The sequence below is a fragment of the Pseudomonas sp. WS 5411 genome, assembly GCF_012985595.1.
Taxonomy (GTDB): domain Bacteria; phylum Pseudomonadota; class Gammaproteobacteria; order Pseudomonadales; family Pseudomonadaceae; genus Aquipseudomonas; species Aquipseudomonas shahriarae.
Window position 1 is genome coordinate 147,573 of the sequence record NZ_JAARMC010000003.1, and the last position, 18,930, is coordinate 166,502.

At 61.5% G+C, this 18,930-nt stretch carries 20 protein-coding genes; 12 read left to right on the plus strand and 8 right to left on the minus strand.

All coding sequences use genetic code 11. The features are described from left to right. Nucleotides 1–54: 54 nt before the first annotated feature. A complete protein-coding gene (locus tag HBR93_RS07285) occupies nucleotides 55–339 on the minus strand; it encodes a hypothetical protein (RefSeq protein ID WP_057440482.1) in 285 nt (94 codons plus the stop codon). A 125-nt stretch (nucleotides 340–464) separates the two neighbouring features. Between HBR93_RS07285 and HBR93_RS07290 the strand changes: the two genes are divergently transcribed. After that, the gene (locus tag HBR93_RS07290) at nucleotides 465–1,124 is read left to right on the plus strand and encodes a glutathione S-transferase (RefSeq protein ID WP_115129267.1); all 660 of its coding nucleotides are present in this window, start codon (nucleotides 465–467) and stop codon (nucleotides 1,122–1,124) included. Between the two features lie 168 nt (nucleotides 1,125–1,292). Here the strand turns inward: HBR93_RS07290 and argH are convergent, their stop codons facing one another. Next, the gene (argH, locus tag HBR93_RS07295) at nucleotides 1,293–2,687 is read right to left on the minus strand and encodes an argininosuccinate lyase (protein WP_115129266.1); all 1,395 of its coding nucleotides are present in this window, start codon (nucleotides 2,685–2,687) and stop codon (nucleotides 1,293–1,295) included. Between the two features lie 550 nt (nucleotides 2,688–3,237). Here argH and HBR93_RS07300 point away from each other — a divergent pair. The 7 genes from HBR93_RS07300 (at nucleotide 3,238) to HBR93_RS07330 (ending at nucleotide 9,627) form a co-directional block, all read left to right on the plus strand. Then, nucleotides 3,238–3,984: a LytTR family DNA-binding domain-containing protein gene (locus HBR93_RS07300; RefSeq protein WP_057440478.1), complete on the plus strand. Its 747-nt coding sequence runs from the start codon at nucleotides 3,238–3,240 to the stop codon at nucleotides 3,982–3,984. 138 nt (nucleotides 3,985–4,122) lie between these two features. Further along, nucleotides 4,123–5,064, plus strand: a complete 942-nt coding sequence (gene hemC, locus HBR93_RS07305) for a hydroxymethylbilane synthase (protein ID WP_057440477.1) — start codon at nucleotides 4,123–4,125, stop codon at nucleotides 5,062–5,064. Further along, on the plus strand, nucleotides 5,061–5,828 hold the full coding sequence (locus tag HBR93_RS07310; protein WP_169960072.1) for a uroporphyrinogen-III synthase: 768 nt from the start codon (nucleotides 5,061–5,063) through the stop codon (nucleotides 5,826–5,828). Before hemC ends, HBR93_RS07310 begins: the two co-directional genes overlap by 4 nt. A gap of 19 nt (nucleotides 5,829–5,847) precedes the next feature. After that, nucleotides 5,848–6,960 carry a uroporphyrinogen-III C-methyltransferase gene (locus HBR93_RS07315; RefSeq protein WP_169960073.1) on the plus strand — a complete coding sequence of 371 codons (1,113 nt, stop codon included), beginning with the start codon at nucleotides 5,848–5,850 and terminating at the stop codon, nucleotides 6,958–6,960. A 5-nt stretch (nucleotides 6,961–6,965) separates the two neighbouring features. Continuing rightward, nucleotides 6,966–8,207 carry a heme biosynthesis protein HemY gene (locus HBR93_RS07320; protein WP_057440474.1) on the plus strand — a complete coding sequence of 414 codons (1,242 nt, stop codon included), beginning with the start codon at nucleotides 6,966–6,968 and terminating at the stop codon, nucleotides 8,205–8,207. Nucleotides 8,208–8,442: 235 nt separating this feature from the next. Continuing rightward, a complete protein-coding gene (locus HBR93_RS07325) occupies nucleotides 8,443–8,964 on the plus strand; it encodes a disulfide bond formation protein B (RefSeq protein ID WP_169960074.1) in 522 nt (173 codons plus the stop codon). Between the two features lie 204 nt (nucleotides 8,965–9,168). Then, a complete protein-coding gene (locus HBR93_RS07330; RefSeq protein ID WP_057440472.1) occupies nucleotides 9,169–9,627 on the plus strand; it encodes an Rsd/AlgQ family anti-sigma factor in 459 nt (152 codons plus the stop codon). A 54-nt stretch (nucleotides 9,628–9,681) separates the two neighbouring features. On the opposite strand, the gene HBR93_RS07335 is transcribed toward HBR93_RS07330, so the two are convergent. Further along, complete coding sequence (locus tag HBR93_RS07335; protein ID WP_169960075.1) at nucleotides 9,682–10,347, minus strand: FKBP-type peptidyl-prolyl cis-trans isomerase; 666 nt, start codon at nucleotides 10,345–10,347, stop codon at nucleotides 9,682–9,684. Nucleotides 10,348–10,539: 192 nt separating this feature from the next. Between HBR93_RS07335 and HBR93_RS07340 the strand changes: the two genes are divergently transcribed. After that, on the plus strand, nucleotides 10,540–11,670 hold the full coding sequence (locus tag HBR93_RS07340) for an AlgP family protein (protein ID WP_169960076.1): 1,131 nt from the start codon (nucleotides 10,540–10,542) through the stop codon (nucleotides 11,668–11,670). On the opposite strand, the gene HBR93_RS07345 is transcribed toward HBR93_RS07340, so the two are convergent. Beyond that, nucleotides 11,667–12,131: a TIGR02444 family protein gene (locus HBR93_RS07345; protein ID WP_169960077.1), complete on the minus strand. Its 465-nt coding sequence runs from the start codon at nucleotides 12,129–12,131 to the stop codon at nucleotides 11,667–11,669. The two genes, HBR93_RS07340 and HBR93_RS07345, sit on opposite strands and share 4 nt — an antisense overlap. 50 nt (nucleotides 12,132–12,181) lie before the next feature. On the opposite strand from HBR93_RS07345, the gene HBR93_RS07350 reads away from it, so the two are divergent. The 3 genes from HBR93_RS07350 to HBR93_RS07360 all read left to right on the plus strand — a co-directional run bounded on the left by HBR93_RS07350 (nucleotide 12,182) and on the right by HBR93_RS07360 (nucleotide 15,365). Beyond that, the gene (locus HBR93_RS07350) at nucleotides 12,182–14,092 is read left to right on the plus strand and encodes an ATP-binding cassette domain-containing protein (protein ID WP_057960966.1); all 1,911 of its coding nucleotides are present in this window, start codon (nucleotides 12,182–12,184) and stop codon (nucleotides 14,090–14,092) included. Continuing rightward, nucleotides 14,092–14,661: a mechanosensitive ion channel family protein gene (locus HBR93_RS07355; protein ID WP_057440468.1), complete on the plus strand. Its 570-nt coding sequence runs from the start codon at nucleotides 14,092–14,094 to the stop codon at nucleotides 14,659–14,661. The genes HBR93_RS07350 and HBR93_RS07355 overlap by 1 nt, the downstream gene beginning before the upstream one ends. Nucleotides 14,662–14,732: 71 nt before the next feature. Continuing rightward, a complete protein-coding gene (locus tag HBR93_RS07360) occupies nucleotides 14,733–15,365 on the plus strand; it encodes a LysE family transporter (RefSeq protein ID WP_115129261.1) in 633 nt (210 codons plus the stop codon). Nucleotides 15,366–15,502: 137 nt separating this feature from the next. Here the strand turns inward: HBR93_RS07360 and HBR93_RS07365 are convergent, their stop codons facing one another. Genes HBR93_RS07365 through HBR93_RS07380 form a run of 4 tightly spaced genes read right to left on the minus strand, consistent with a single transcriptional unit; the run spans nucleotide 15,503 to nucleotide 18,646 of the window. Continuing rightward, nucleotides 15,503–16,243 (minus strand): penicillin-binding protein activator LpoB, encoded by a 741-nt coding sequence (locus tag HBR93_RS07365; RefSeq protein WP_169960078.1) that lies wholly within the window; start codon nucleotides 16,241–16,243, stop codon nucleotides 15,503–15,505. Between the two features lie 3 nt (nucleotides 16,244–16,246). Beyond that, nucleotides 16,247–16,834 (minus strand): penicillin-binding protein activator LpoB, encoded by a 588-nt coding sequence (gene lpoB, locus HBR93_RS07370; protein WP_057440466.1) that lies wholly within the window; start codon nucleotides 16,832–16,834, stop codon nucleotides 16,247–16,249. Nucleotides 16,835–16,869: 35 nt separating this feature from the next. Then, nucleotides 16,870–17,238 (minus strand): YcfL family protein, encoded by a 369-nt coding sequence (locus HBR93_RS07375; protein ID WP_029289599.1) that lies wholly within the window; start codon nucleotides 17,236–17,238, stop codon nucleotides 16,870–16,872. Nucleotides 17,239–17,248: 10 nt separating this feature from the next. Next, on the minus strand, nucleotides 17,249–18,646 hold the full coding sequence (locus HBR93_RS07380) for a hypothetical protein (protein WP_169960079.1): 1,398 nt from the start codon (nucleotides 18,644–18,646) through the stop codon (nucleotides 17,249–17,251). Nucleotides 18,647–18,930 lie beyond the last annotated feature (284 nt).

The following is an 18,930-nucleotide window of genomic DNA, read 5'->3' on the forward strand; positions in this document are numbered from 1 at the left end:
CGGGGCAGTTGGAGAAACGCGGCGCGCTCAGGTTTTTCGCGAGCAAGGGCAGGGTTACTGGTTTTCCGGCGGCAGCTCTGGCAGGGCGCGCAGGGCGGTTTCATACCAGTCGGTGTTGAACGGCCGGTCTTCTTCCAGCATCGCGTCGATTTCCACGGCCAGCACGTGAGCCATCAGGTTCAGGATGTCTTCGCGCTCGTAGCCCACCAGGGTCAGCTTGTTGAATGTGGCCTTGGCCGCCGGCGGGTTATCGCTTTCGATCTGGTTTTCGATCGCTTGGGTCAAGGTGGATTCGGCGAACTCTTCGTCGTCGTTGTCGATATCGGTTGGCTCGCTCATGGCTGCCTCCTGTCAGGAAAGGGCGCCAGTCTACCTCCATTCAGCCCGGTGATGCTGCTGGTCAGGTGGCGCGTCACGTTCTATAACCTAACCAGCCAACCCCTGCACGGCCTGGAGGCTTTGTGATGCTCAAGCTCTACGGATTTTCGGTCAGTAACTACTACAACATGGTCAAGCTGGCGCTCCTGGAAAAGGGCCTGCCCTTCGAGGAAGTGGCGTTTTATGCCGGGCAAACCCCTGAAGCCCTGGCGGTGAGCCCGCGCGGCAAGGTGCCGGTGCTGAAGGTGGAAAACGGCTTTATCAACGAAACCAGCGTGATTCTCGAGTACCTCGAACAGACGCAATCGGGCCCGGCCCTGCTGCCAGGCGATGCGTTCCAGCGTGCCCAGGTGTTGGCGTTGTGCAGGGAAATCGAGTTGTACATCGAACTGCCGGCCCGGGCTTGCTATGGCGAGGCGTTCTTTGGCATGCCGGTACCGCAGGCGATCAAGGACAAGGCCAAGGCCGAGTTGCTGTTAGGGGTTGCTTCGCTGGGGCGGCACGGCAAGTTTGCGCCGTATGTGGCAGGGGAGCGTTTTACGCTTGCTGATGTGTACTTCATGTACAGCGTGGACTTGGCGTGCGCGGTTGGTGGGAAGCTGTTCGGCCTGGATCTGCTGGCTGAGTTGCCGAAGGCCAAGGCTTTGCTGAAGACGCTGCAAGACCTGCCCAACGCCCAGCGAGTGGCGGCGGACAAGGACGCGGCGATGCCCGCCTTTATGGCGATGGTCGCGGCGAAGAAGTAATAAATGTGGGAGCTGGGCTTGCCCGCGATGCAGGCACCTCGGTGTGTCAGTGACACTAAGGTGATGCTATCGCAGGCAAGCCAGCTTCCACACAAGCCAGCTCCCACAGTTGACCGAGGTGATTGAAGGCCACGGTCAAAGGTGGGAGCTGGCTTGCCTGCGATGCTTTTAGCGGCTGGCGAGCAGGGCCTGGCCGCGCACCACGGCTGCCTTGACCTGGGCCGGAGCCGTGCCGCCGATATGGTTGCGAGCATTGACCGAGCCTTCCAGGGTCAGTACCGCAAACACGTCCTGCTCGATCTGGTCGCTGAACTGGCGCAGCTCTTCCAGGCTCATTTCCGCCAGATCCTTGCCAGTATCCACGCCGTATTTCACCGCATGGCCAACGATTTCATGGCAGTCACGGAATGGCAGGCCACGGCGCACCAGGTAGTCCGCCAGGTCCGTGGCGGTAGAGAAACCGCGCAGGGCCGCCTCGCGCATGATGGCGTGCTTGGGCTTGATCGCCGGGATCATGTCGGCAAACGCGCGCAGCGAGTCGCGCAGGGTATCGGCGGCGTCGAACAGCGGTTCCTTGTCTTCCTGGTTGTCCTTGTTGTAGGCCAGAGGCTGGCCTTTCATCAGGGTCAGCAGGCCCATCAGTGCGCCGAATACACGGCCGCTCTTGCCCCGCACCAGCTCTGGCACGTCGGGGTTTTTCTTTTGCGGCATGATCGAACTACCGGTGCAGAAACGATCCGGCAAGTCGATGAACTGGAACTGCGCGCTGGTCCACAACACCAGCTCTTCGGAGAATCGCGACAAGTGCATCATCGCGATGCTGGCGGCGGCGCAGAACTCGATGGCGAAGTCGCGATCCGATACGCCGTCCAGGGAGTTGCCGCCCACGGCGTCGAAACCCAGCAGTTGCGCGGTGTATTCGCGGTCGATCGGGTAGGTGGTGCCGGCCAGCGCGGCGCTGCCCAGGGGCATGCGGTTGGCGCGTTTGCGGCAATCGACCAGGCGCTCGTAGTCGCGGCTGAGCATTTCGAACCAGGCCAGCAGATGGTGGCCAAAGGTCACAGGCTGCGCGGTTTGCAGGTGGGTGAAGCCGGGCATGATGGTGCCCGATTCACGCTCTGCCTGCTCCAGCAGACCTGTTTGCAGGCGGGTGATTTCGGCCAGGATCAAGTCGATTTCATCGCGCAGCCACAGGCGGATATCGGTGGCCACCTGGTCGTTGCGGCTACGCCCGGTGTGCAGTTTTTTGCCGGTCACGCCGATGCGGTCGGTCAGGCGCGCCTCGATATTCATGTGCACGTCTTCAAGGTCCACGCGCCAGTCGAAGGTACCCGCCTCGATTTCGCCACGGATCGTGGTCAGGCCGTCAATGATGCTGTCGCGCTCGGCATCGGTCAGCACGCCGACCTTGGCCAGCATGGTGGCGTGGGCGATGGAGCCCATGATGTCGTGGCGATAGAGGCGCTGGTCGAAATTGACGGAGGCGGTGAAGCGCGCGACGAAGGCGTCGACGGGCTCACTGAAGCGGCCGCCCCAGGACTGGTTGGTCTTGTCGGTGCTCATGGATTCGCTCGTGATCTGCTTAAAAGAGGCATGAAAGTGTGCCGCCGATAATAACAGGGTTGCTGATGGAGGCGTTGATACGCCGCGTCGGCATTTTTATTTGTTTGCTGGATGGCAAAGTGCCTTGCCGTCTGCCGCGTCCGGGATGAGACTGGAGGTGGGAGTGACGCGGGGGTTTAACCCGGCCGGTTCCTGAGGTAAACAAAGGATGTTTATTGAAACGATATTTGACGATTGAGCAATGTCGTCTTCATGAGCGTCTACAGTTGCACTGACAGGGGTGCACTGCACCAATGCCAGGCAATGAGGTCGAACTCCAGGCTAACCTTAAAGTAGAGGGGGTGTTCATATTGTGTATCAGCAAACCCTATGACGATGCCCTGCGGTATCGGGTTATGGGCGGTATTGAACAGGTCCGGGTAAATATTGGTGTCGCTCTCGGGGCACTTTTTGCCGCTCGCGCTAGTCTTAGCGTGGATCGCCGTGACGGAAGTCACCGCACCTGTCTACGCTATCCTTGTGCGAGACTCACGCAGGAATCCAGCGCAATATGAATGTCCTGATCGTTGATGACGAACCCCAAGCCCGCGAGCGACTGAGCCGTATGGTCAGTGAGCTTGAGGGATACAGTGTCCTTGAACCCAGCGCTTGCAGTGGCGACGAGGCATTGGCCTTGATCGAAAGCCTGAAGCCGGATGTGGTGCTGCTCGATATCGCCATGCCGGGCCTTGATGGCCTGCAGGTAGCTGCCCGCTTGAGCGAGCGCGAGTCGCCGCCGGCATTGGTGCTTTGTGCCAGTGAAGAGGAGTTTCCCTCCCAGGCCCTGGAGGCCAGCGGTGTCAGCTTCCTGGTCAAGCCAGTGGCTGCCGATGCGGTACTCAAGGCCTTGAAGAAGGCTGAGCGACCCAATCGCGCCCAACTCGGCGCCTTGACCCAGCCCGCAGCGCAAAGTGGCAACGGCCCGCGTAGCCATATCAGCGCGCGGACCCGCAAGGGCATCGAGCTGATTCCCGTGGACCAGGTGATTTATTTTATCGCCGACCACAAGTACGTGACCTTGCGCCACGAGGTCGGCGAAGTGCTGCTCGATGAGCCGCTCAAGGCCCTGGAAGACGAATTTGGCGAGCGCTTTGTGCGCATCCATCGCAATGCGCTGGTGGCCCGCGAGCGTATCGAGCGCCTGCAACGCACGCCCCTGGGGCATTTCCAGTTGTTCCTCAAAGGGCTCAACGGCGATGCGTTGATCGTCAGCCGACGCCATGTCGCAGGCGTGCGCAAAATGATGCAGCAGCTTTAGCTCGAGGGCTTGAGCGACCTGCATGCCCCGAATCCCGGAGTGACGCGGCCAGGGAGGCCCCGCACTTGCTGATTCAAATCAAGGCGGTTCTGCCTGAGCTGTTATTATCTGCCGTATCTATTCAGTACGGATTGATCCATGTCCTCTCGCGAAATCCGCATCGCCACCCGTAAAAGTGCCCTGGCCTTGTGGCAGGCCGAATACGTCAAAGCCCGCCTTGAGCAAGCCCATCCGGGCCTTACGGTGTCCCTGGTGCCCATGGTCAGTCGCGGCGACAAGCTGCTCGACTCGCCACTGTCGAAAATCGGCGGCAAGGGGCTGTTCGTCAAGGAGCTGGAAACCGCGCTCTTGGAGAATGAAGCCGACATCGCCGTGCACTCGATGAAAGACGTACCGATGGACTTTCCCGAAGGCCTGGGCCTGTATTGCATCTGCGAGCGTGAAGACCCGCGCGATGCCTTTGTGTCCAACACCTACGCCTCCCTTGATGAGTTGCCCCTGGGCAGCATCGTCGGCACATCCAGTCTGCGTCGCCAGGCCCAGTTGCTGACCCGTCGCCCGGACCTGCAGATCCGCTTCCTGCGGGGCAACGTCAATACCCGCCTGGCCAAGCTGGATGCCGGCGAGTACGACGCGATCATCCTGGCGGCGGCCGGCCTGATTCGCCTGGGCTTTGAAGACCGCATCACGTCGGCCATCAGTGTCGAAGACAGCTTGCCGGCCGGTGGGCAGGGGGCCGTCGGTATCGAATGCCGTACCGCAGACCGTGAAATCCAGGCGCTGCTCAAGCCTCTCGATCATCAGCAAACCGAAATTCGCGTCACCGCCGAACGCGCCCTGAACAAGCACCTCAACGGTGGCTGCCAGGTACCGATCGCCTGTTACGCGGTCCTTGAGGGTGACAACCTCTGGCTGCGCGGCCTGGTGGGCGATCCCGACGGTGGTTTACTGCTCACCGCTGAAATCCGCGGGCCACAAGCCGAGGCCGCCAGCCTGGGTGTGAAGGTTGCCGAAGAATTGCTGGCCAAAGGCGCCGGCGCCATTCTGCAAAAAGTCTATGGCGAGGCCGGTCCGCAGTGACCGGTTGGCGTGTGCTGCTGACGCGGCCTGCCGAGGAATCGGCAGCCCTGGCGGCCTCGTTGTCCGAAGCCGGTATCTTCAGCAGCTGCCTGCCGTTGCTGGAAACCGAACCCTTGCCCATCACTCCTCAGCACCAGGCGGTTTTCCAGGGCCTGGATCGCTACTGCGCGGTGATCGTGGTAAGCAAGCCGGCCGCGCGCGTGGCGCTGCAATTGCTCGATCAGTACGCGCCAGCGGTGCCGGCGTTGCCGTGGTTCAGCGTCGGCGCAGCAACGGCCCAGGTTCTGGCTGACCAAGGCCTGGATGTGAGCTACCCCGAGGTTGGGGATGACAGCGAAGCCTTGCTTGAAGTGCCCAGGTTGCGCGAGGCTGTCGCCATTGGCGATGCCCGGGTATTGATCCTGCGCGGGCAGGGTGGGCGAGAGTTGCTGGCTGAGCGTTTACGCGGCCAAGGTGCTAGTGTCGATTATCTGGAGTTGTATCGTCGGTTTCTGCCGGCCTACGACCCGGATGTGCTCGCCCAGCGCATTGCTGTGGAACGCTTGAACGGCCTGGTGGTCAGCAGTGGGCAGGGTTTTTTGCATTTGCAAAGCCTTGCCGGCGCCCATTGGCCACGCGTGGCACAGTTGCCGTTGTTCGTGCCCAGCCCACGCGTCGCCGAAATGGCGCGGGCGGCGGGCGCGGAAAAAGTTGTGGATTGCCGCGGTGCCAGTGCCGCGGCTTTGCTAGTGGCGTTACGGAGCCAGCCCGTTCCCACTCTCTAATAACGCAAAGGATGGACACGTGAGCGAAACAGCCTTGCCTAAAGATGAAGCTCAGCCCGCGCTTGATGCGCCTGTTGAGACCCCGGTCACTGCGCCGCGCCGTGGCAACGGCCTGGCGGTCTTCGCCTTGCTGCTCGGTGCCGCCGGTGTTGCGGCCGGCGGCTGGGGGCTCTGGCAGGTCCGGGCCCTGCAAGCGAGCAGTCAGCAACAGTTGGGGCAGGTGCGTACCCTGGATGAACAAGCCCGGGGTATTGAGCAGGCACAACAGCAGTTGGCCGCGCGCCTGGCGCAATTGCCGGGTGCTGATGAGCTGGAAGAACGCCGTCGATTGGTGGCGCAATTGCAGGGCGACCAGCAACGCCTGAATCAGCGTCTGGAAACCGTCCTGGGCGCTAGCCGCAAGGATTGGCGCCTGGCCGAGGCCGAGCATCTGCTGCGTCTGGCCAGCCTGCGCCTGTCGGCCTTGCAGGATATCAACAGTGCCCAGGCGCTGGTGCAGGGCGCCGATGAGATCCTGCGCGAGCAGAGCGATCCCGGTTCCTACGCCGCCCGTGAGCAGTTGGCCAAGAGTTTGGCGGCCTTGCGCAGCGTCGAGCAGCCAGACCGTACCGGGCTGTACCTGCAACTGGCGGCGCTGCGGGACCAGGTGGTGCAACTGGCCGCCGTGTCCCCGGAATATCAGCTGCAAGAGAGCCCACAGGGCCGTCCGAGCACCGACACGGACAGTCGCTGGAGCCAGTGGTGGGAACAGATCTCCCGCTACTTCCGGATCGACTTCAACCCCGACGATAACATCCGCCCGCTGCTGGCAGGCCAAGGCTTGAACCAGGTGCGACTGGCCCTGAGCCTGGCGCTGGAGCAGGCGCAATGGGCGGCGCTCAATGGCGAACCGGCGGTGTACGCCCGTGCGTTGGGCGAGGCGCGCAGCGTCTTGCAAGACAACTTCAACCAGGACAACCCGCAAAGCCAGTCCATGCTGGCGCGTATCACCGAGCTTGAGCCCAAGGCCGTCTCGGTGGTGACCCCGGACCTCGCCGCGAGCTTGTCTGCGGTGCAGGCTTACCTTGAACGCCGCCATCTGTCTGCCGATGAAGCCAAGGCTTCCGCCGGTAAGCCGGCGACCCAGGAGTAAAGCCGATGAAGCGTTTCTATGTGATCCTGGTGCTGGCGATTGCCCTCGCCCTGGCGCTGGCGGTAGGCATCTCGAAACACACCGGCTATGTGCTGATCACCTATCCCCATGTGCTGCATTACGAGTCTGGCCTGTGGTCGACCCTGGTGGCGGTGTTTGTCGTCGGCCTGGCGATCTATCTGCTGCGGGTGCTGCTGGGGCTGGTGACAACCTCTGGTGGCGTGGTCAATCCCTGGTCGCGCCGCAATCGCAGCCGACGGGTGCAGGTCGCCATCGAGCAAGGGCAGATGGACCTGGCGGAAGGCCGCTGGGCAAGCGCCGAGCGACACCTGCACCGTGCTGCAGAAGCCGAGCGCCAGCCGCTGCTGTATTACCTTGGCGCGGCCCGGGCCGCCAACGAGCAGGGGCGTTATGAAGAGTCCGACGGCCTGCTGGAGCGCGCCCTGGAGCGTCAGCCCCAGGCCGAATTGGCCATCGCCTTGAGCCACGCGCAGTTGCAGATGGACCGTGGCGACACCGACGCCGCCCTGGTGACGCTGCAGGCCATGCATGAACGCCATCCGCACAACGCCCAGGTATTGCGTCAACTCCAGCGCTTGCACCAGCAGCGCGGTGACTGGTCTTCGGTGATCCGCCTGTTGCCAGAACTGCGCAAGGACAAAGTGCTGCCTGCCGCCGAACTGGCAGATCTGGAGCGCCGGGCCTGGGGTGAAAACCTGAGCCTGGCGGTCCAGCGTGAAGAGCACGGTGAAGCCGGCCTGCAATCCCTTGAGCGGGCCTGGCAGCAGTTGACCTCGGCCCAGCGCCAGGAGCCCCAACTGGTGCTGGCCTATGCCGAGCAGTTGCGTCAGCTGGGCGCCGATGCCAAGGCCGAAGAGGCGTTGCGTGTGGCGCTCAAGCGCGGTTATGACAGCCACCTGATCCGGTTGTATGGCCTGTTGCGCGGTAGCGATCCGGCACGCCAGCTGAAATTCGCCGAAGGTTGGCTCAAGGATCATCCGGGGGATGCCAGCCTGTTGCTGACCTTGGGTCGGCTCTGCCTGCAAAACAGTTTGTGGGGCAAGGCGCGGGACTATCTGGAAAGCAGCCTGCAAGTGCAGCGCAACCCCGAGGCCTGCGCCGAGTTGGCGCGGTTGCTGGCGCAGTTGGGTGATACCGAGCGCAGTAATCAGCTGTTCCAGGAAGGCCTTGGGCTGCTGGATAGCCGTCTGCTGGCTTCACCGCTGCCGGTGCCTGCACGGGTTTGACGTAGGATTTTTTGAAGGGTTGGCTGGGAAACATCTGGCAGCCAGCCCTTCAAATCCCCTTGGTTAGGGGCGTTTCAGGGGCTGAGGTGGTTTCCCACACTGAGCCACGCAAAGTTACCTACCTTCTGACGGTATATCCCTGCGATCTCACGGAAGCGTCTGCTCCAGCGCGTATTGAAAGGGGTAAGGTCTTTCCTCTACCGTAACTACCTATCTCTTGCGTTGCGGATAAACAATGTCTTCGGCCCCCTCACGCTCCTTGTTCTTCCTGGCGTTCATGGCCGGTGTGCTGACGTTGGGCGCGTCTTTTTATCTGGAATATGGGGCATTGCTGCGACCTTGTTTCCTGTGCCTGATCCAGCGCAGCCTGCTGGCGGTGTTCACCCTGATCAACCTGATAGCGACGCTCCATGGCCCCAGGCGTGTGGGCATTTACCTGTATTGGGCGGCGAGCATGGGCTGTGCATTGCTCGGCGCAGTGACAGCGGTGCGCCAGGTGCTGTTGCAGAATATCCCGCCTGACCAGATGCCCAACTGCTGGCCAAGCCTGGAATACATGATCGAAAACCTGACGCTGGGGCAAGCCCTGCAACTGGCATTCAAGGGCACCGTCGACTGTGTGGAAATCAACTGGACGTTGTTCGACTTGAGCATCCCGGAATGGAGCCTGCTGTTCTTCATTGCCATGCTCATCCTGGGAGGGACGCAGTTTTCACGCCTGTTGTCCGGTCAGGGTTTGCGGTTTGTGAAGCACTGATTGGGGTTATTGGCTCGTAGGATGGGATTAAACACTTGTATGAACTTTCTGGTCTGCGTACCTTGAAGCCATAGTCATGCGGGCATAATCTGGCCCGCACGCGTTATTGAAACAGTTTGTTCGATGCGGCGTTGTCCGGTGCCGCTTTATCCTCGAAGTGTTGCGCGGGCAAAAGCGGCACCGCCCATAAGGGAAGAGATCATCATGTTGGAAAGTTGTCAGAATGCTCAGGAACGCTGGGGTGGTGTGCATAAGCTGATCGACAGCTGGTTGAAGGCACGTCACGAATTGGTTCGAGCCTTTGATGCTCTCGGTGAGAAGCCCGAAGCGCTGGCTGAGAACCGTGGATCTCTGCAGGACTTCTGTGGTGTCTTGGTGGATTACGTCTCGGCAGGTCACTTCGGGGTCTATGAGCAATTGACCAAGGAGGCCGAGGCCTTCGACGACCAGCGTGGACTGGACTTGGCCGAGACTATTTACCCGCGCATTGATGTCATCACCGAAAAACTCCTGGCCTTTAACGACCTTTGCGACAAAGGCAAGTGCGTTGCCGAAAAATTCAAAGAGCTGGGCGGCCTGCTCCATGAGCGCTTCGAACTGGAAGACTGCCTGATCGAAGTGCTGCACAACGCCCACAAGGAAGAGCCTGCAACCCAGGCTTGAGCCTCAGCGGCAAGACAAAAAACGGTGCGCATGGCGCACCGTTTTTCGTTGGGTTCAGCTACCGATTGCGAGCAGCTCAATCTCGAAAACCAGTGGGGTGTAAGGCGCGATCAGCTCACCCGCACCGTCTGCGCCATAAGCTTGGGCCGATGGAATGACCAGGCGCCACTTCGCGCCAACAGGCATCTGTTGCAATGCGCTTTGCCAGCCGCTGATCACGCTGTCCAGGCGAAACCATTGGGGCTGGGCACTCTGGTCGAAAATCGTCCCATCGGGCAATCGCCCCACGTACTTCACTTGGACCCTGTCACGGGCGCCCGGCTTTTTCCCGCTGCCGGCGGCCAGCTCTGTGAGCAAGATGCCGTCGGCCAATTCGCGCACGCCGGTCCGGGCTTTTTCCGTGGCCATGAATTGTTGCTCGGCGGCGAGGGCCTTTTCGCTTTGCGGCACTTGGGCCTCGGCGCTGGCCTGCGCTTCGTGCTGGGCAAGAATTTGTGTGATACGTGCGTCATCCAGGGCCAGGGGCTTGCCTTGATAGGCCTGCTTGAGACCTTCGAGCAAGGCCTGGATCTGCAAGTCGGGGACTTCCTGGCGCAGGCGTTCGCCTAGGCTGGCGCCCAGGCTGTAGGCCAGATCGTGGCTGTCTTTGGACGCCGTCGGCTCACTTGCGTTGGCCACTGAAAGTGACAAACCCAGGATGAAAAAAAGGTAACGCGACATGGGTGTTCTCCAGCCGAAAGTGCGGTGGATTATGCCAGTGTGGATGGGCAAAAACCGGAGCGGTTTTTCGTTATATCAATAAGAATTTTTGTGCGGTGCAACGCAACGCATTCGATACTGTCAACATGCCCTAGCGGCGGTAAGAGCAGAGGGCTAGTATGAGCCGCACCCACGTCAGCCAGGAGGTAAACCATGTCGGCCAAACAGAAGCCTGTTAATACCCCGTTGCACTTGCTCCAACAACTCTCGGGCAGCCTGCTCGAACATTTGGAAAGTGCTTGCTCCCAAGCCTTGGCTGATGCAGAGAAATTGCTCGCCAAGCTGGAAAAACAACGCGGCAAGGCTCAAGAAAAACTGCACAAATCCCGCACTAAACTGCAAGACGCCGCGACCGCCGGCAAAGCCAAGGCGCAAACCAAAGCCAAGGGCGCCGTCAAAGAACTTGAGGACTTGCTCGATGCCCTCAAGGATCGTCAATCCGAAACCCGCACCTACATCCTTCAACTCAAGCGCGATGCCCAAGAGAGCCTGAAACTGGCGCAGGGCGTGGGTCGTGTGAAAGAAGCTGTGGCCAAAGTGTTGAGCACTCGTACACCAGCCAAGGCAGTTGCGGCCAAGGCGCCGGCCAAAGTTGCGGCCAAGCCTGCTGCTAAAAAAGCGCCTGCTAAAGCTGCTGCTGCGAAACCAGCCGCCAAGCCAGTTGCTAAAACTGCTGCTGCAAAACCAGCCGCCAAGCCAGCTGCTAAAACTGCTGCTGCAAAACCAGCCGCCAAGCCAGCTGCTAAAACTGCTGCTGCAAAACCAGCCGCCAAGCCAGCTGCTAAAACTGCTGCTGCGAAACCAGCCGCCAAGCCAGCTGCCAAACCTGCTGCTGCGAAACCAGCCGCCAAGCCAGCTGCTAAAACTGCTGCTGCAAAACCAGCCGCCAAGCCAGCTGCTAAAGCTGCTGCTGCGAAACCAGCCGCCAAGCCAGCTGCTAAAACTGCTGCTGCGAAACCAGCCGCCAAGACAGTTGCTAAAACTGCTGCTGCAAAGCCAGCGGCCAAGCCGGCTGCCAAACCTGCTGCTGCAAAACCAGCGGCCAAGCCAACTGCCAAACCTGCTGCTGCAAAACCAGCGGCCAAGCCAGCTGCCAAACCTGCTGCTGCGAAACCAGCAGCCAAGCCGGTTGCCAAACCTGCAGCTGCCAAACCCGCGCCAGCTCCAGCAGCTGCCAAGCCAGCGGCTCCTGCCGCACCGGCAGCGCCAGCCGCTACCACTGCACCGGCCAGCAGCACGCCTGCCCCGGTAGCACCAGGCACCACCCCAACCAGCGCTTCCTAAGTGCCGGTGGCCGCGGCGCGCAGCTGAAGCAGCGCGTCGTGGTCAAGGTTGGCGGCTTCGGTCGCCAGTCCTTCAAGCCATGTCGGATGCGTGGCGCGTTCTCCCGTTGGCCAAGCCTGTGCCAGCGCTTCCAGACGTAACAGCAACTGCTGTTCGGCTTCCAGTTCCAGGGCCTTGACCCGCTCGCGCAACGCTCCCAGCCCCACATCCTGCTGCGCCATGGCGCGCCATTGCTTGCGCACCCTGCGCAAGGGCTCCACAACGTCTGCCTGCCAGGGACCGGCGATTGCTCGCAGCGCCTGCACGCGTCCAGGTTCAAGTGCCACCCCGCGCTCTTCCAGCCACAGCCCGCACAACAACAGACACACATCCGCCCCTTGCTCCTGCAAGCGCAGGCAGGCATCTTCAGCCCCCGTACGGGCGTAGGTCGAGAGGGCAAAGCTCCACAGGTCAGCGCACATGTTCACACCCAAGCCAGCGGCCAACGAAGCTGGTAGACTCCGCCGCCATTATGATCCGACTTCAAAGCCTAACATTACAGCGTGGCCCGCAACGTCTTCTCGAAGACGCCGAGCTGACCCTGCACGCCGGTCACAAAGCCGGTCTGATCGGTGCCAATGGCGCCGGCAAATCCACGTTGTTCGCCCTGTTGCTTGGTGAGCTGACCCCGGATTCCGGGGACTGCCTGCTGCCAGCCGACTGGCGTATCGCCCATATGCGCCAGGAGATCGACACCCTGGACCGCATCGCGATCGACTACGTGCTCGATGGCGACCTGCGTCTGCGTCAGGTGCAACACGACCTGGCCGAGGCCGAGAAAGCCCAGGACGGTGCCGCCCAGGCCCGCCTGCACTCGGAACTCGACAGTGCCGACGGCTACACCGCCGACGCCCGCGCGCGCAAAATGCTCGCCGGCCTCGGGTTCACCAACGAACAGATGGACCGCCCGGTTGCCGACTTCTCCGGTGGCTGGCGCATGCGCCTGAACCTGGCCCAGGCGCTGATGTGCCCCTCGGACCTGTTGCTGCTCGACGAACCGACCAACCACCTGGATCTGGATGCAATCCTGTGGCTGGAGGATTTCCTCAAGAGTTACCCAGGCACGTTGCTGCTGATCTCCCACGACCGGGATTTCCTCGACGCCGTGGTCGATAACATCGCCCATGTCGAACAGAAGAAAATCACCCTCTATCGCGGTGGCTACACTGCGTTCGAGCGGGCCCGTGCCGAACGCCTGGCCCAGCAACAGCAGGCCTTCGAGAAGCAGCAGGCGCAACGCGCGCATATGGAAAGCTACATCGCCCGGTTCAAGGCCCAGGCCACCAAGGCCCGTCAGGCCCAGAGCCGGATCAAGGCCCTGGAACGCATGGAAGAGCTGTCGGCGGCCCACGTCGATTCGCCGTTCGACTTTGTGTTCCGCGAGTCAGTGAAAATCTCCAGCCCCTTGCTCGACCTCTCGGATGCCCGCCTGGGTTATGGCGACAAGACCATCCTGGAGAAGGTCAAGCTGCAGCTCACCCCGGGCGCGCGCATCGGCTTGCTCGGCCCCAACGGCGCGGGCAAGTCGACGCTGATCAAGAACCTGTCGGGCGAGTTGCAACCCCTGGCCGGGCGCCTGACTCGTGGCGAGAACCTGGTGGTGGGCTACTTCGCCCAGCATCAATTGGACTCCCTCGACGCCAAGGCCAGCCCGCTGTTGCACTTGCAACGCCTGGCGCCGACCGAGCGCGAACAGACCCTGCGCGACTTCCTCGGCGGTTTCGACTTCCGTGGTGCGCGCATCGACGAGCCGGTGCTGAATTTCTCCGGCGGCGAAAAAGCCCGCCTGGCCCTGGCCCTGATCGCCTGGGACCGTCCCAACCTGCTGCTGCTCGACGAACCGACCAACCACCTGGACCTGGAAATGCGCCTGGCGCTGACCATGGCCCTGCAGGAATTCAGTGGCGCTGTGCTGGTGGTGTCTCACGACCGCCACTTGCTCAAGAGCACCACCGACAACTTCCTGCTGGTGGCCGATGGCAAGGTCGAAGAGTTTGATGGCGACCTGGACGACTACGCCCGTTGGTTGACCGACTACCGTCTGCGCAACGCGCCGGTCAGCAACACCCCGGTCAACCCGGACAAGACCGACAAAAAAGCCCAGCGCCAGGCTGCTGCGGCCCTGCGCCAGCAGTTGGCACCGCACAAACGCGAAGCCGACAAGCTTGAAGCCGAATTGGGCAAGGTCCACGAACGCCTGGCCAAGATCGAAACCAGCCTCGGCGACAGCGCGGTGTACGAAGCGGCCCGCAAGGATGAGCTGCGCGACCTGCTGGCCGAACAGGCCAAGCTCAAGGTGCGCGAAGGGCAACTGGAGGAGACCTGGATGGAAGCCCTCGAACTGCTGGAAGGCCTGCAAGCGGAGTTGGAGGCGCTGTCCTGATGGAAGCCTTGCAACTGCCACTGCCGGCGCAATGGATCGAACCGGTGTGGGTCGGCGTGCAAATCCTGCTGATCCTGCTGGCCGGTTACCTGGCCCAGCGCTTCGTCGCCAAGGGCCTGACGCGCCTGGGTGAGCGCTATCCGTTTCCGCCGCAACTGCTGATGCCCCTGCGTGGTGGCCTGCGCTGGCTGATCATGGGCAGTGCGCTGATCTTCGTCCTCGAACGCCTGGGGGTCTCGGCCACCGTGCTGTGGACCGCGCTCTCGGGTTTTGTGGCCGTCGCGGCGGTAGCGTTCTTTGCCATGTGGTCGGTGCTGTCGAACCTGCTGTGCGCGATCCTGATCTTCACCGTTGGGCCGTTTCGCCTGGGTGATGTGGTCGAGTTGGTGGACACCGTCGACAAGCCCGGCGTCAAAGGCCGGGTGATCGCGATTAACCTGCTGTACACCACGTTGATCGAAGTGGCTGAAGCGGGCACCGACAGCGCCGTGGTGCAAGTACCCAACAGCCTGTTCTTCCAGCGCTCGGTACGCCGCTGGCGCGGTAGCGATATCAGCCCTTTACCTTAAAAATTCTCTAGCCAGCCCTCGGCCCTTGGCGTTAGCTTAGTGCTGACAACGAATTTGCTACGAGGTGTGTAATGGCGCTCGACACATGGCTGGCCTTCTTCCTGGCCAGTTGGATCATCAGTCTCTCCCCCGGCGCGGGCGCCATCGCCTCCATGTCCAGCGGCCTGCAATATGGTTTCCTGCGCGGTTACTGGAACGCCATTGGCCTGCAATTGGGCCTGGCGATGCAGATTGCCGTGGTGGCGGGCGGCCTGGGCGCCGTTCTGGCGACGTCCTCAACCGCGTTCTATGCGATCAAATGGTTTGGCGTGGCGTACCTGGTGTACCTGGCCGTCAAGCAATGGCGCGCCCTGCCCATGGACATGAGCGATGACGCGCCAGTCCGCCCGATTGGCAAGCCGCTGGCGATGATGTTCCGTGGTTTTCTGGTTAATGCCAGCAACCCCAAGGCCCTGGTGTTCATGCTGGCGGTGCTGCCGCAGTTCGTGAACCCACAGGCACCGCTGCTGATTCAGTACCTGATCCTCGGTGCGACCATGATCGGCGTGGATATGATCGTGATGGCGGGCTACACCGGGCTGGCATCGAAGGTGCTGCGCCTGTTGCGCACGCCCAAGCAGCAGAAACGCGTGAACCGCACGTTTGCCGGGTTGTTCGTGGGCGCTGCGGGTTTCCTCGCCAGCCTGCATCGCGCCACGGCCTGACTGAACAAGCCCAATCAAAACTGTGGGAGCTGGCTTGCCTGCGATCTCATCACCGCGGTGTATCAGTGACACCGCGGCGCTTGCATCGCAGGCAAGCCAGCTCCCACATTGATGTGTGCTAGCCGAGCCATTGAGCTTCAGTGCAGGATTTTCGGCGCCTCATCCCTTGGCAGGTTGTTGCGCAACGCCGGCTGCCCAGGCTCCTGGTAGCCACCGCCCAGTTGCTCCTGCAGCTGGCGCGCCACATCTTCACCCAAGGTTTTCGACACTTCCTTCACCACCCGTGGCCGGCTCAGGCTGACGCGCACGTCGCGACTGTTCACCAGCTTGGTGTCCTGGCCCTCACCCATGGCCGTAAACGCCGAGGTGATTTCATAGGTGCGGGTGTTGATCAGGCTGAAGTCCGCCACGACCGCCAGCCCCAGCACTGCTGAATAGCTGTTGGTGCGATCCAGGGCGTTGATGTCCTGGGTGAAGTCGATATCTGACAAAGTACCAAACAGCACATAGTCGGCGCCCTTGAAGTGGCCGGCCTTGATCCGCTTGATCACGTCGTACACATCGCCCTTGGCCTCGCTGGTGTAGGGCGTGCCCTGGACCAACTGGAACTGGCGCGACTTGAGAATCTCACCCTTGATATCGCCGCTGAATTTACGCAGCTCACTCTGTTCGATGTAGCTGTTGCGGCTCTCGAACTCGGTGTAGCTGGACGCACCGCTGGCGTTGTAGGGGCTGGCCTGGAAGTTATTGGTCGCCGTGACGGCGTGGATGTATTCCTCCACGCGCGCCTCGTAGGCCAGGTCCGTCACCGCGATTTTCGGCGCCGCCCAGGCGCCAACGCTGCACAGCAGGGCGATGATGCCGATCCATGGACGCATGGCTTAGCGCTCCGTGGTCTTGCGGATTTCTTTTTCGTCCATCCATTCCGCCAGGCCGCTTTCGACGTCGATCAACTGCAGGCTGAACTTGTAGAACACGTCCTTGTAGTCGGCGCTGCGCTTGACGATGGAGCTGATGGAGCCTTCCAGGCGGTACTTGGCGGCAACCATGTTGCCGGTCTTGCTGACCGTGGATTTCTTGTACAGGCCGCTCTGGTTTTGCAGCTTGAGCTGGTCGACCTGGCTTTGCATATCGGTGTTGTCGCTGGCGAAGCGGGCGGTGCCGGTCTTCATCAGTTGGGTCTTGATCGAGGTGGTGATCTCGCGGGTGTCGATGTACTCGCTGGTCTTGTTCTTCACGTCATACACCTGCACCACCGGGCGGCCCTGGAGGATGCCGGACTGCGCCAGGGAGCGGGTCATGCTTTCGGCGATCATCTGCAGGTCGGTGGAACCGAACTCGTTGGTCACCAGTTCCACGGCCTTGGTGTCGCCGTAGCTGATATTTTTACCGCCGATGACCGGCGAGGTGTTGGCGCAGCCGCTGGCCAGGACGGCGATTACGGCGAGGAACGAAAAGCGTGCAAACATGGGAATGTCTCTCGAAAACTGAATAGGGGGCTGGCTCAAGGCGTCTTGACTTCAAGGCGGAAGTCGGCGGCCTGGGGCAGGTTGGCGATGGCCGGCAGGAAGGTGGCCTGGTTGGCGTAGAGGTTCAGCACTTTCCAGGTTTCTTCGTCACCCACCGGGAAGCCATCGGCGCCCAGCCAGGCGAAGCGGTAATACATCATCTGGTTGCTGCTGGTGATGTTGCTCAGTTGCACCTTGGCCGTCAGGAAACCGTTCTCGCGGGCTACCCGAATGGCGCCGACGGCGATGCCCTTGAACTTGCCCATCACCACGACTTTGCTCGCGGCGCTGCCCGGTTCCGGCGGCGGGGTGGCGCAACCGGCGAGGAAGATCAGCGCCAGGGCGCCGAGGATGAAATGACGCATAGCGTGCTCCTTAAGGTTGTTTGAGGCTGGCGACGGCCTGGGCCGGGTTGCTCGCGACCACATGGGCGGCCACGCCGCTGGTGAAGACCTGGTTGCCGACCACTCGCAAAGTGATCACCTGATGGCGTTGTTCGGCCTTGACCGTCACCAGGGTGCCGCCCAAGGCATTGGGCAGGCTCACCTGGTGCTCACCGTGCTTGAGGCGCAGGCGCGTGACCTGGGTCAGGTCCGGCAGGGTGCGCCAGGTGCGGGTATCGGCGCCTTCGGTGACGGCGGACGCGATGCCCAGCACCAGGCCGGCCATCGGGTTGGTCTGGTTGAGGTTTTTTTGCGTCACGCCGCGGCTGATGGCGCGCACGGTGGTACGCAGGATGATCCCAGGCATGTCGTCGCGCAGGGCGCGGCGCGACATTGCAGTGGTGCTGTTGAGGGGCGTGAGGTTCTGCTGCCGACCATCGATGCCGATCTGCGCAAAGGTGGCGGTCGAAGTGTCTGGCTTGATCACCGGGAACGACAGCGGTGTGATCACCCAATGCCCGTCGATAGGGATCGGCAACGGCAGGCGGATCGAGTCGCGGGCCGGCGCCAGGCCGCTCTGCACTACGATCAGCACGTCGCTTTCGTCAGCTGCCACGCGGGAGGCATCCAGGTCGAGCAGGGCCTGTTCCAGCAACGGTGTATTGGGGCGCAGTTCGGCGGCCTTGCGGTAGCCCGGCGCGGCCAGGTCCTTTTCGCCCAGGGCTTCGTAGATGAAACCGGCCAGGTAATGACTGAACGCGCTCTGGTAGCTGTTCTTCAGGCCCACCACGTCCGGCGCATCGAGACTTTCCACCGGATAGCCGCGCAGATCCTTGAACTGCGTGGCCACGCCCTGGCGCTCGGCTTCGTTTTCGCGCTTGAGGTATTCCTTGTCCCGCAGTTCGGCGATCACCGCTTCGCGTTCGTGGGTTTTCTTGATTTCGGTGCGCGCGCCGTCGAAGTCATTGACGGCCAGCAGGTTCAACGCCATCTGCGTGGTGAGCATGACTTTTTCATAGTCATACCCTTCGTAGCGCCGCACCTTGTCGTTGACCAGGAAGCTACCGAATTGCGCGAGATAGCGCTCGGTGTCGAACTTGACCGACTCTTCCCACTTGTACACCACCAGGTCTGCTCGGTGCCAAGCCGCCTGGCTACCGGTCAGATCGCCCTTGGCCCGCAGCAACTCGCCTTTTTCGAAGTAGTAGAGAAGGTCTTTGTCTTCGCTGCTGTTGTTCTTCTCCAGCAGGGTCAGCGCGCCATCGACATTGCCGCTGGCCAACTGCTGGTTGGTGGCTTGCAGTTCAGTGTCGTAGCTGCGGAACATCGAACAGCCCGACAGCAGCGTGAGTGCCGCGAGGGCAAGGGAGGTAAAGACGCGAGATGCCATTGAGGTGCTGCTTCCCTGAGCGTAATCGGCCGAAGGGGCTGGTCGGGCCAAATAACCAAGCGCAGGAAAAACCTTTTCCCACACATCCCTCATAAAAAGAGGAGCCTAAATGCCGTTTCGCGATAACGAAGGCGGCGCATTATAGGCCTCGTTACTGGCAAAACAATGGCTTTTCCGCTGCTTTCTTTGAGGGTTGGCCCCTACCTGAGCGAGTCATTTCAGCGGCCAAAGCACTAACGTCTTGAGTCAAACCGATTAACATTCGACAATGTGTTACTTCTTGT